The organism is Vallitalea sediminicola (assembly GCF_054408565.1).
In genome coordinates this window covers 157,875-171,651 of record NZ_BTPT01000037.1, presented here as the reverse complement: position 1 = coordinate 171,651, position 13,777 = coordinate 157,875, and the positions used below count along the sequence as shown (strand labels likewise).

10 protein-coding genes are annotated in these 13,777 nt (G+C 30.4%); 2 read left to right on the top strand and 8 right to left on the bottom strand.

The annotated features are described in order from the left end of the window. The first annotated feature begins 2 nt into the window (after positions 1–2). Entirely contained in the window at positions 3–1,019 is a 1,017-nt protein-coding gene (locus ACX6CF_RS16470; RefSeq protein ID WP_458786444.1) for a nucleoid-associated protein, read from the top strand. 281 nt (positions 1,020–1,300) lie between these two features. Here ACX6CF_RS16470 and ACX6CF_RS16465 read toward each other — a convergent pair whose 3' ends face one another. Further along, a complete protein-coding gene (locus ACX6CF_RS16465) occupies positions 1,301–4,597 on the bottom strand; it encodes a S41 family peptidase (RefSeq protein ID WP_458786443.1) in 3,297 nt (1,098 codons plus the stop codon). Between the two features lie 444 nt (positions 4,598–5,041). Here ACX6CF_RS16465 and ACX6CF_RS16460 point away from each other — a divergent pair, with 444 nt between their 5' ends. Then, positions 5,042–6,769: an IS1634 family transposase gene (locus ACX6CF_RS16460; protein WP_458786442.1), complete on the top strand. Its 1,728-nt coding sequence runs from the start codon at positions 5,042–5,044 to the stop codon at positions 6,767–6,769. A 111-nt stretch (positions 6,770–6,880) separates the two neighbouring features. On the opposite strand, the gene ACX6CF_RS16455 is transcribed toward ACX6CF_RS16460, so the two are convergent. The 7 genes from ACX6CF_RS16455 to ACX6CF_RS16425 form a co-directional block, all read right to left on the bottom strand. Further along, positions 6,881–8,329, bottom strand: coding sequence for a M20 family peptidase (locus ACX6CF_RS16455; RefSeq protein ID WP_458786441.1), 1,449 nt, complete (start codon positions 8,327–8,329; stop codon positions 6,881–6,883). 24 nt (positions 8,330–8,353) lie between these two features. Continuing rightward, positions 8,354–9,013, bottom strand: coding sequence for a hypothetical protein (locus tag ACX6CF_RS16450; protein ID WP_458786440.1), 660 nt, complete (start codon positions 9,011–9,013; stop codon positions 8,354–8,356). 12 nt (positions 9,014–9,025) lie between these two features. Next, entirely contained in the window at positions 9,026–9,739 is a 714-nt protein-coding gene (locus tag ACX6CF_RS16445) for a DUF5058 family protein (protein WP_458786439.1), read from the bottom strand. Positions 9,740–9,939: 200 nt separating this feature from the next. Continuing rightward, positions 9,940–10,572: a carbohydrate-binding family 9-like protein gene (locus ACX6CF_RS16440; protein ID WP_458786438.1), complete on the bottom strand. Its 633-nt coding sequence runs from the start codon at positions 10,570–10,572 to the stop codon at positions 9,940–9,942. Positions 10,573–10,584: 12 nt separating this feature from the next. Next, positions 10,585–11,325, bottom strand: coding sequence for a glucosamine-6-phosphate deaminase (gene nagB, locus ACX6CF_RS16435; RefSeq protein WP_458786468.1), 741 nt, complete (start codon positions 11,323–11,325; stop codon positions 10,585–10,587). Between the two features lie 4 nt (positions 11,326–11,329). Continuing rightward, entirely contained in the window at positions 11,330–12,478 is a 1,149-nt protein-coding gene (gene nagA, locus ACX6CF_RS16430; protein WP_458786437.1) for an N-acetylglucosamine-6-phosphate deacetylase, read from the bottom strand. Between the two features lie 79 nt (positions 12,479–12,557). Then, complete coding sequence (locus ACX6CF_RS16425; RefSeq protein WP_458786436.1) at positions 12,558–13,730, bottom strand: ROK family transcriptional regulator; 1,173 nt, start codon at positions 13,728–13,730, stop codon at positions 12,558–12,560. Positions 13,731–13,777: the final 47 nt, after the last annotated feature.

Sequence of the window (13,777 nt, the reverse complement as noted above, 5' to 3'; positions counted from 1 at the left end):
TTATGTATAGTATAGAAGAAATTAATATATCAAATATGATCGTCCATATACTTGACACTAATCTAAGTGTTCCTGTAATTTCAATGGATGAAATGGAAAGTAATTATGAAATAAAAGAATTTTTTGCAGGTCATATAATAAAGACCCTTAACGACGACAGCATAAAAAATTGTGAATTCAACACAGATTATAATATGGTTTATACATATGTCAAAGAATTCGCATCAGCAGAAGATAAATTTATTGATATGTCAATTAATATAGCTAATCAGCTGTTTTCTATTATGTCTTCTAATCTTGCCATACCTTCAGCAGATTTGGCTATAGTTAATTTTTCATGTAGAGGTAATAAATATCTAGCACTACTAAAATTAAATTATACTAATTCATTTATACATTATACAGAAGTAGAAAACGATTCTAACATCAATAGCATCATCAGACATAGAACTACCCTTCCTAATATGGGACAAAAAATTAATGAAGCAATTATAATAGATTTAGCAAATCTAAACCTAAAAGTACTAGAAAAAAAATATGAAATAGATGGTAATAAAGAATACTATCTCTCTCTCCATTTATTGAGGTGTAGGACTACCCTATCTTCAAAGGAACAATATAACATTGTCAAAAAAGCAACTGATTCAATCAGTAAAAAGTATTTTGATGAGAATGTTGAAAAGAAAATGGAAATTAAGCAGGAACTTTTTAACAACATTGAAGAAACCGGAGAAATCAATCTAGATAAATTTGCAGATGATGTATTCAAAAATAATATAGAAGTAAAAAAAGAGTTTATTGAAAATCTAGAGAAAAAAGGGCTTGAAGAACCTGTAGTTACCCTTTCTGAAAAAACTATTACTCGTTCATTTGAAAAGCAAAGGATTAAAACCGATAATGGAATTGAATTAAAGATTCCTATGGAATTATATAATGATCCTAATAATATTGAATTTGTTACTAATCCTGATGGGAAGATATCTATATTAATTAAGAATGTTAATAAAATTATTCAATAGATAGTGATGGCTAATAGTAATATTATGTCTGATAGTCATTACTATAGTATCTCACAGTCGTTCCAATAGTATAGGGGAATATTACGTCAGCCAATTAAACGTCCGTGTTTAAATGGCTGAGTTCGCCGTCCATGGCTCACTGCTTCATATTCCCCTATACTATTTACACTCTGTATGCATACCATAGATATTGAGTAATAAAAGTGACTGATTTAATAAATAATGCAAATAAGGCTCTACTAGAATTCTAGTAGAGCCTTTATTTATCCATTAAATTTAGTTTAGTTTTGTTCGGCTTTTATTACTTTTAGGAAGTCTTCTAACTCAGTTCCTTCAACAATTACATCTGGTGTTATTCCTACATCATTGATGTTTTCTTCTAGAATATTCCAGTAGAAGCTTACTAGGTATAATACGAATTCGCCGTTATTGTCTACATATATTTGTTGTCCTACACCTTTTCCGTAAGTTGTTTTTCCTAATATCTGTACATTACCTAAGAACTTTTTAAGCCCCAGTGCTAATAATTCAGATGCGCTTGCAGAATCATTATCGACTAATATTTTGATTGATTTGAATGATACTCTATAATAGTCGGATTCAATGTTTGATGTTTTACCGTCTCTATCTACCAAATAGCATGGAGAACAATCTGGCAATAGAACATCTAGCATTTCAGTAGCAGCAGAGATAAGTCCTCCACCATTACCTCTTAGATCGATTATTAATGTCTTATTATAAGGTTTCTCTATATCTTCAATGTAATTTATGAACTTGCTGCTGGTTTGGTTTAAAAAGCTGCTTACTTTTATATATTCTGTAGATGTATCAATTTGCTTGTAAGTTACTTCTTCTTCACTTTCTCCTTCTTCATTCTTTTCTACTTTATAGAAGAATGTGAATTTATCATCATCTTGTTTAATACTTTCAATATAGTCATTGATATCATCTAGTGTAGCATTATCATTTTTCATGAACTGATTAGTTAAACTTGTCACATCTGTATTATTTAGATACAAATAGTTATCTAGTACAAATTCACCAACTTTAACAGAAACAGGCTTTTCACTTTCTTCAATTGCCATATCAAGTATTATTTTGTATATGTTATATTCTTTATCAATTTTATTAGAATATACCCTAGCCATATTATATTTGCCTACTAATGTATAATATAATCCCAAATCAAAATAAAGAGCAGAATCATCTATTATTTCTTTTTTACATCGTAATGCTTTTTTGTATGCCTTGATAGCTTCAATTCTATTATCTAACATTAGATTGGCTTTACCATTATAATAATAGATATACCTTTGGTCTTGTATATCTTCAATCTCTAATTGCTCATTAGTATAATCCAGTAATTCCTTATATTTAATACTATTCAATAAGATAGCCATTTTATGGGATTTTGCTAGATTATTGTTTTCATCTAACTCTAGAGCTTCATCAACATATGATAACGCCTCGTCATTATTTTTCAAACCAATAAATGTTTTACTAGCTATAAGTAAATAGTTAATATATCTTTCTAAGTCCTGCTCTGGATCAAGTGCGTCCCAGTTAATACGATATATACATTTTGATGCTGATTCGTAATTTGCTTGTTCATTATATATCTCAGCCAGTAGAAAATATGCACCATTACTATCTTCATTCAATCGTTGCTCCAAAAACATTTCCAATTGTTCTAATGCTTCTTCTTGTTTACCCTGTTTATATAATGCATATGCTTTTTGTCCATATGCATGGATAGCTTTACTATGTAGTTTTAACGCTATATCAGAATATTTAATCGCTTGTTCATATTTATCTTCTTCATTGGCTTTTTTTGCCTTCTCTAAGTAAGTAGTAGCTTGTTCTAATTTTTTAAGAGATTCAAAAATATTATTAGGAACTATAAGCTTGTTAGTCATATTGAATTTATTGACAGCTTCTAATTTGAATTCTCTTGTTACTTCATTATCAACATCATATTCTTTATGCTCAATCACAACTTTTTCGATCCTGTAATTAGCTTTATTAATATATATAGAATAATCAAATGTATCTAAGTCATAAAAGTCCCTAGTCAAGAATTGTAACCAATAGTTATCTTCAATTTTATTAAATTGTCTGCTGAAAGAGTTTTTTCCTTGTAGTATATATTGATTATTTTCTTCAGTTAGTTTTAGTTTACTGCTTAAGTCACAACCATCATCAATAAAATTATATATATTAAAAAGGTCATTATATGTGGATTCTTTTAGTTCAGTATACTGCAAAAATCTCCAAGGGCTATTATCCTCAGAAATATATATTCTTTTGTCATCAGCCCATTCAGTATAATAATAATTAGTAGGTTTATTATCTTCACTTTTTGTTTTCAGATTATATTTCTCACTAATAATTTTGTTTTCTTTATCTATACGAAAATCAAGATTATATGTATTAACTACCTCTTCATCTATTTTATCATCTACTACTGATAGTTTCATATCATATCTCTTCAGATTGTTCATGATTTTAGTAGTTTTTGACAATATGTCTTTTATCTTATTATAGTCTTTATCAAGTCCTGGATATATCATATTTTCGTTAGAACCATCTAAATCCATTCTCCATAACTGATCATTGAATGTATCATCAATATTCTCATAAGTCAATAGATAGATAGAATCTTCAAAGCTTGTTAATTGAATCGTCTCGTAGGCTTGAAATATTTTTTCTTTTTCTTTTTTATCTAGTGATACTCTAACCATTTCATCATAACCATTTAAATATATTATATAATCTTTGGTTATTTCAAATTCGTAGGCTTCTGCTGTATTAGGGATAAGTTCTATTTTATTACTTTCAGCAAGTGATATTTTATATATGCCTGCTTTGTGATTATCCTTATAACTACTAGCCATTATATAAATATACTCATCCATAATGGTAAAATTTGAATTATACTTAGTATCCAGATTTTCAGATATATCTGTATATACAATTTTATCATCTGCATTAATCATTTTTCGTAATCCATCATCTGTTAAAATATATACTTCATTTTTATATACTGTAAATGATATAATCTGTTTGTTAATGATACTCATTGGATTACTGCCATCTACTTTGATACTACAAAAACTTGTATCTCCATATTCATCATCACTTAAAAAATATATTATATCTTCTACTACTAATAGATTATAAACATTCTCTGTTTCGTATAAAAGAGTCAGCTTATTACCGTTATTTGTATCAATCTTATATATTCCAGATTTTTTTTTCTCATTTTCTGGATAATTCTTGTAACCATATATAATTCCATCTAATACATTAAGACCATATATGTCATTTCCCATTATCTTCTCTGTTACACCTGTATCAAGTGTATGTTTATATAAAGCATAATTATTATCAATTTCTACAGAAGTATAGATTACTCCATTTTCATAAGCTATTCTACTATAATTAATAGCATTCATGCAGGTGTTACCAAGTCTTCCTATTGACGAAACTGTATTATCTTCTTCTGCGCTAACAGAAAAACCAAGTAAAAATATTAGTAAAATACTAGTAACTATTGATGTGTACATTCTTTTCTTCATCTTTTTTTTAGTCCCCTTAAAATAATTTTATAGATTGATATTAGCAAATATTGTAAGTATTGTCAATTAAGACTCTTTTAATAGATAGTAAAAGAACTCTAAACATTTATTGACATTATCCACTGATATATTTTCATTAGTACCATGTATTTTCCCTAACTCATCATTGTGTAATTTATAAGGCGAAAATCTATAGATATTTTTACATACTGGTTCATATTTTCTAGCATCTGTTCCAGCAAGTACTATATATGGTGCTACAATGACATCTTTATAGATTCTATTAGTTATGTTCTCGGGAGTTTGACAGTTTAATAAGGTTAAAAATTGTTGTAGGTATATGAAACCTACTTTTTTTGTGTCAAATTTGTCGTTTTATTATATAGTAATATATGGTAATATGTATGATGGTATGATATAATAGACATACAGGAGGTGCTTGTTATGAAAGTAACTACATCCAAGTCCCAAAATTCGGAGTCATTCTATATATCAAAAAGTTATATTAACAACAAAGGGAAAAGTACTTCTGTTGTTATTCACAAACTTGGAACTTTAGCTGATTTGCTTATTGAACACGGTCCGACACGTGAGCATGTTATGGCATGGGCAAGGCATGAAGCAAAGCTCGAAACCCAAAAGTATAAAATGGACTGTGAAAACAAGGCTATACAAATCACCTTTTATGCTGATAGACAGTTGGATTTTTGCAAGCAGACTTTTTATCGTGGTGGTTACCTTTTTATCCAGAATATTTACTATGCTTTACAGTTAAATAAAACTTGTCGAAAGCTGAAAGCTAAATATAAGTTCCAGTATGACATCAATGCTATCCTCTCAGATTTGATTTACTCCAGGATACTTGAGCCAACCAGTAAACTCTCATCTTTTAAAGTCTCCTCTGAGTTTTTGGAAAAGCCTTCCTATGAACTCCATGACATATATCGTGCTTTGGATGTTTTAGGTAATGAATGTGATTTTATTCAAGCAGAAGTTTATAAGAATAGTCACTTTTTAGGAAATAGAAATGATAAAGTGCTTTACTACGACTGTTCTAATTACTATTTTGAAATCCAACAAGAAAACGGCTCAAAAAAGTATGGTAAAAGCAAAGAACATAGACCTAATCCGATAATTCAGATGGGGTTATTCATGGACGGTGATGGCATCCCCCTTGCCTTTTCCATTTTCCCTGGAAATGCAAATGAGCAGACATCATTAAAACCTTTAGAGAAAAAAGTACTTGGAGAGTTTGGCTGCCAAAAATTCATATACTGTAGTGATGCTGGATTAGCTTCCGAAGACATTCGAGTATATAATCATATGGGTGAGCGTGCCTATATTGTAACACAATCCATCAAAAAACTTCGTGCCGAGGATAAAGCTTGGGCCTTAAACAAAGATGGCTTTAAAAGAGTTTCAGATGGAAAACCTGTAGATATCACGAAGGTACCCGATGATGATCCAAACCTTTATTACAAAGATGAACCTTACTCAACAACAAAACTTCATCAACGTCTTATTGTTACTTATTCCCCTAAATATGCTAAGTATCAAAAAAAGATCCGGGACAAACAGGTAGAACGTGCTCAAAAATTGATAGACAATGGTACAACTAAGAAAACAAGAAAAAATCCAAATGATCCTGCAAGATTTATAGGCGCTATAGCAGCCACTGAAGATGGCGAAGTTGCCAATATACACAATTATCTTGATGAGGATAAAATCCAGTCAGAAGCAAACTTTGATGGATTATATGCGGTATGTACCGATTTACTGGATGATGATGTTGATGAGATATTAAAAGTAAGTGAGGGACGATGGCAAATAGAAGAATGTTTTAGGATTATGAAAACGGATTTTTCAGCAAGACCTATTTATCTCCAAGATGAAAACAGAATTAAAGCTCATTTTCTTATTTGCTTTCTTTCTTTGATTTCTTATCGTTACCTTGAGAAAAAACTTAATTATAAATATACTTGCGATACAATCTTAGATACATTAAAAGTAATGAATTTTGCTTCAATCAAAGACCAAGGTTTTGTACCTTTATATAAACGAGAAAAGATAACGGACGATTTACATACCATCTGCAATTTCCGTACAGATTATCAATTCATAACCAAACGTCAAATGAAAACCATTCAGAAAAAAAGCAAAGGCAGAGAATAAATTACTATATACCATGAAATGTAAAAAATCGCTGATACCCCTTTATTTATAAAGGATACAGCGATTTTATTTTCTTTAAACTGTCAAAGACAGGATTGTAAGTATTGTCAATTAAGACTCTTTTAATAGATAGTAAAAGAACTCTAAACATTTATTGACATTATCCACTGATATATTTTCATTAGTACCATGTATTTTCCCTAACTCATCATTGTGTAATTTATAAGGCGAAAATCTATAGATATTTTTACATACTGGTTCATATTTTCTAGCATCTGTTCCAGCAAGTACTATATATGGTGCTACAATGACATCTTTATAGATTCTATTAGTTATGTTCTCAATCTTTCTGAATCCTTCAGTTCTGGAACTTGATATTAGTGAAGGATCTTCCATTCTAAGAGTTTCTATTTTAATAGGTATATCCTTATTGACTTGTTTTATATGATTAACCAAATCTTCTCCTGTTTCACCTGGAAGAACTCTATAATTACATGTTACAGATGCTTTTTGAGGTAATACGTTAGGTTCCATGCTACCTTGTGCCATAGTTACTGCTGTAGTAGTTCTTAACAATGCATTACCCGATTTCATTTTCGAGAATACTTTCACGAATAAAGGTCTGAATAACCATAGATTAGATAATATGATTCTATTAATAAGTTTCATTTCTGGTCCAATTTTCAAAAGAAATTCTTCAACAGGTTTTGTGAGTTTTAGTTTGCATTGTTTGCTTTCCAAGTTATTGATTACTTGTGCAATTAAGCCTAAAGAGGTATGTTTTGGCGGCATGGATGCATGACCACCGTTACCTGCTACTTCAATCTTAATATTACAATATCCTTTTTCACCAATTCCAATCAAAGCGATAGGTTTAGTAATTTCTTTTATTGCACCTTCAGTAACACAACCACCTTCATCAAGAACATAATCAAATTCTATGCCTTGTCCTTTTAGATATTCTACTATCTTAACAGCACCTTGTTTTCCCCCTACTTCTTCATCATGTCCAAATCCAAAGTATACATCTCTATCGGGTACAAAACCTTCCTTTAATAATAATTCAGTTGCTTCTAATACAGCTATCATATGAACTTTTGTATCAATAGTACCTCGTCCCCAGATAATATCATCAACGATGACTCCGCTGAAAGGTTCTTGTTCCCAATCTTTCATCGTTCCTTCTTCAATTGGAACAACATCCATATGAGCAGTAATTATAATAGGTTTCTTATTACTATTACTTCCTTTCCAATGATATAGTAAACTATAGTCATTGATTTTTTTTCTATCTATATTTTTATGTACAATTGGAAACATATCTTCAATTAATCTATGATATCTATTGAATTGTTCCCAGTCTGTTTTTGAATAATCGCTATTAGAAATTGTTTTTATCTGAACCGACTTAGCTAATTTCTTGGAACAAGCCATTTTATCATATTTTATATTACTATTTTCTTGACTAATATTGATATCTTTGTTTTTAAATCTTATGGTACGAACTACTATGACAATAAGTAATATAATGATGATTGCTAAAATCAAATATAAATACACGGTTAATCCTCCTTAGAAATATTTCTATACTCCTGTTACAAATTTCTTGTTATACATGATTCTTGCAGATATAACTGATATCACACCCATTATAGGTATCATAACACCTTCAGCACCTGATGGAACATTAAATAGTGCAAAGACCAGAACTACTATCACTAAAGGTGTGACAGCTAATTTCCATTGCTTCTGAATCCAATATGCTCCAAGTGCCCCAAATAAAGCAGGTAATATATTATCAAAAGCAGGTTTTAGAACAGGAGAATTAAGTACTGGTTCTAATGGTACTACAGCCAGCATTCCAATGAATACAACAATAACAGTCACTATGGCGGATACTGCTATTGAGATACCAGCAATAACTTCTCCCTCTTCTGTCTGAGGTTTGACCCCTACATTTTCCATACACATAAGAGCACAGGGTATTTTGAGGTTGGTTACGTTTCCTGTTACAAATGCTAAGTATGATCCACTAGTACCTAACATTGGTGTATATGTAGCAAATTCAGCTGCACACATAGGTATGTATATCATACAGACCATGCCTACTCCTTTTAATGAGTTCAACATTGGTGGGAATATATCATATTTAATACATATGATTGTTGGTACTAGAATAATCATTATCAATACACAACTCCCTGTTATTCTTCCGATTCTATGTACTCTATCATTATAATTCATAGTTTTTCCTCCTTACAGAATTCCTGTATATACTACAGCTAGTATCATGCCGCACAACATGCTAACAGCTAATGAGAAGTTATTAATCCATTCCTGCTTGAATTTGTTGCCTATAAGTGTTAGTAGTGTCATAATTATACCGCTACTAAGTAATGCTAATAATGCGACTCCTCCTTCTACTATTGGAGGTCCTATGAATACAGATAGCATACCAAAAAATAATGCATTTATTAATACAGCTAACCAATTAGAATCCTTTTTCTGTATGTTCTTCATTTTATTCTGATACCACTTCAAACCTATGATACAAAATAATAATCCCCATATAATTCCTATACTCATTATCCAAATGGAGTTACCAAATACTAAAGAAGTATATCCGTTAGCTCCAAGCTTAGCTACTCCCATGCTCTTAGCTCCAATATCTGCAGAAATGAGTTCATAGGGTGCAGAACCAACTATTGATAACCGCATCCATGAAAAAGGGATTCCTAAAACAGGTGCAATTGCAATTAATGATATTATGATTGGTATTGACGGAACGATTGAAAATATTGCGCTAGATTTGACAGCACTCATCATCTTTTCCTTTGACATTCCTATAGCGATTCCACGCTTCCAAGATATGACTAAGAATACAACACATTGAATTAATACAAATAAGATAAGAACAGCTGCTAAAATGAATATTATGTTACTGTTAGCAATTTCCATATAATCTTTCATTGTCTTCCCCCTAATGTAGTTTTTATGTATCTTTTTTAACAGTATAAAAAGGTAGATATTTATACCATATTTACCTTTTATTATACCATTTATTAACATTTTCTACAATGAATCCTCAATTTTAGCACCTATATAATATTTGAAACAAAAAGAGAACACAATTATAGTGTCCTCCTTAAATAATATATATTTGGGTGGTATTAACTAAAAATCAATTTTCCAAACTGATCAGGTACATGAAAATTAGGATATTCAAAATCTATGTTATTCCATGCGGCATACTGTGGCTCGGTTAAACCTCCACATCTATAGAAATTACCATACCAGCATCCCTTATCGTAACTAATTTCCTTACCGCTCATTTCTTCTAATACTTCTATTGGCAGTATTATTGATAGTTCCCATACTTTATCCTCACTTGATTCTTCTTTTATTTGAGTTTTTATAGTAGGAATTATAGTAATCCTATCTCTTTGTTCCTTGGTACAGAAAACTTTTTCACCTTTTTCACTTTTGTAACTTAAATGAAGTACACCACAGCAATTCATTTCCATATTGTAGTATCCTCCACCTAGATTATCTTCTGGAGTAACAAAAAATTCAAAACAACTGTCTAAGTAAACATCTCCATTTAATTTTGTCTCTTTACTGTAACTATGAATATCTTCGCATAAAGCTTTTATCTCAATACATCTATTATATATGACAGTTTTAACATGTGTAGCTTGTTTCAGTCCACTTTCATACCATGGATAATTATCAATAGTCAATTCATCTATCTTGTCCCAATCAATGTCTTTTTCATTAATAATTTTAACATTATATTGATTCATAGTTTCTCCTTTTTATTGTATTTTATCTTGTATATATTTTGCTGCTTCCTTGTCAAGTATCACTATAACATGAGGGTGTAGTTGTAAAATGGAAGCAGGTACATTAGGAGAAATTTCTCCGAATAACATTTTCTCTATAATTTTAGCCTTCGCTTCACCATTTGCAAGGAGAACTATTTTCTTGGACTGCATTATAGTTTTCATTCCCATACTTATAGCCTCTGTTGGCACTTCATCAATTGAATCGAAGAATCTTGAATTTGCTTTTATTGTTTCATCGTCAAGGGTTACTTTATGCGTACCTGATTCAAATGTTAGATCTGGCTCATTAAAACCAATATGTCCATTTGTTCCTATACCTAATACTTGTAAATCTATTCCGCCAGAATTATAAATGTTTTTATCATATTCGTAACATTCTTCTTCAATATCATTTGCTTGTCCATTAGGGATGTTAATACACTCTTCGCTAATATTTACATGGTTGAAAAGGTTATCTTTCATGTAATAGTAATAGCTCTGGTCATTAGTTTTATCTATAGGATAATATTCATCAAGATTGAATGTCTTGACTGTGCTAAAATCCACTTCATCATCTTGATACATTTTAACCAACTCTTTATACATACCAACTGGAGTTCCTCCTGTTGCTAATCCTAAGATACTATTAGGTTTTAGATTAACTTGAGAAGCTACTAGTGTTGCAGCTTTCTTACTCATTTCTTCATATGTACCTGTAACGATTATTCTCATACCTCTAATTTGATTTTTCATATAATGTCTTTCCTTTCCCAATTGTATAGTATATATCTAGTTTGTCATCAATTACCGTAATATCAGCATCTTTACCAATATCTAAAGTACCTTTTTTATCTTCAACACCAATATATTTTGCTTGGTTTATAGTTGCTAATTCTATAACTTTTTCTAATGAATAATCTGAGTGTTTTGTAAAATTATAGATTGCTTTATTCAATTTTAATGAACTACCTGCAATAGTACCATCAGTTAACATGCATTTACCATTTTCTAAAAATACTTTTTGTCCACCAAGACTATATTCACCATCATTAAGTCCTGCTCCCATGATAGCATCTGTTATTAATAATACTTTGTCCATTCCTTTGACTTGTGCTATTAAATTGAATAGTGCTGGATTAACGTGTATAGTATCTGCAATTACTTCACATCTTATGTCAGAATTCATAACTGCTCCAACTACACCTGGATTTCTGTGATGAAGACCTGTCATAGCGTTGAAAAAGTGTGTACATGAGCATACTCCTTTTTCAATTCCTTTCATAGCTTCATCATAAGAAGCTGCTGAATGACCCATAGAAAATCTTATGCCATAGTCTTTTGTATATTTTTCTATAAAATCTAAGGACCCACTTACTTCTGGAGCTATAGTAATAATTTTTATAATATCTTCATAACCTTTTATAACTTCTCCATCTGGCTCTATTATGAACTCATCTGATTGAGCTCCCTTATATTTTTCACTGATGAAAGGTCCTTCTAGATGTGTTCCTAATACTTCTGCACCATAAGTTTTTTCTTCCATAAGAGTTTTAATTGTATCAAGTGCTTTTCTTATAGTAGGAACGTCCATTGTCATAGTTGTTGGTAAAAAAGATGTGACCCCGTTTTCTGGTATACTCTTACTAATAGTTCGTAATGTATTGATATCGCCATCCATAGTATCATGACCTTTATAGCCATGTATATGTACATCAATAAATCCTGGAACAATATAATTTCCTTTTGCATCAATCTTTTCATCAATGGTTTCACTATCTAATTGACTTTCATCAATAATCTTATTTATTGTGTCATCAAATAAAATTACCTTATCACTTACAAATTTCCCATTAATCAATATTTTCCCGTTATAAATACATTTCATGTAATCACCCTTTCTTGTATGTCATTATATCTTTAAGTTAATTTTTATATTGAATACAACATTAATGTCATATTGTTCTCTAATTCAAAATATCTTCTATAGTTTGCTCCGTAGCTATTTTAACTGCTCCTATCAGACTAGAATCTTTTGCTTTTGCAATATCAACTGATGTATGGAATGGAACTAAGTTAGATACTACTTCATTAATTCTAATTAAAATTGATTCATCCAAGTTAGGTATGTCTCCACCAATAACAACGTTTTCTATATCTAATAAGGCTGTAATATTCGCTATAGTTATTCCTAAGTATTTAGATACTTTGTCCATAAGCTCCTCACAATATCCATCTTTTTGCTTTAGCGCTTGTGCGAATTTATTTATTGATATATTATCCATGTTCCCATCACATAATTTATATAATTTGCTTTCAGTTATACTATTGAAGTCTTTTTTTATAATCTTGATAATACCTGTTTTTGAAGCTACCTCTTCAATGTTAACGTACTTTCCATCCACATGTATATTAGGTACTGTGAATCCTATTTCACCTGCTCCATTTCGATCACCTTCATATAGTTTCCCATTAATAATAAGTCCTGCACCAATACCTACATCAACACTTATATACAGATGATTATTGATATCCATTAATCCTGTAATAATTCTCTCGCCGATAATAGCTAGATTGATGTCATTTTTAATTATTATTTTGGAATCAAACACTTTATCTATAGCATTTGTCAATTTTTGTAGTTTTATTTGATTAACCTTTTCAGATAATATATTAGGGAATGCTCCATTGCTGATAATACCTGGATAGGAAATTCCAATACAATATATATCTGATTTAGTAATATTATTATTATGTATAAAATCCTCAATGAACGTTATACAATCTATGTCATCTGGGTGATTATACTCAATGTCTAATGTGTATTTTATATTACATAACAAATCACCTAGAGCAATTTTGAATCGTCTTTTTGATATGTCTATACCTAGGACGTATTTATGGTCTTTATTGAAATTAACTAGAATAGATTTTTTACCTAGTTCATTATCGCCTTTTCCTTCTTCTATGAGAATTCCATACTCGATTAATTCATTAGTATTTTTTGATATGGTTGGCTTACTAACTTCAAGTATCTTAGCTAAATCAGCTCTAGAAGCAGCCCCATTCTGCATTAAATACTTAACGATGGCTTTCTGATTATTCTTTTTTACCATAGATTGATTGCCTGCTCTAGTCATAAATAATCTCCTTGTCATATATTGAACTTAAATATCTATACGCTCAT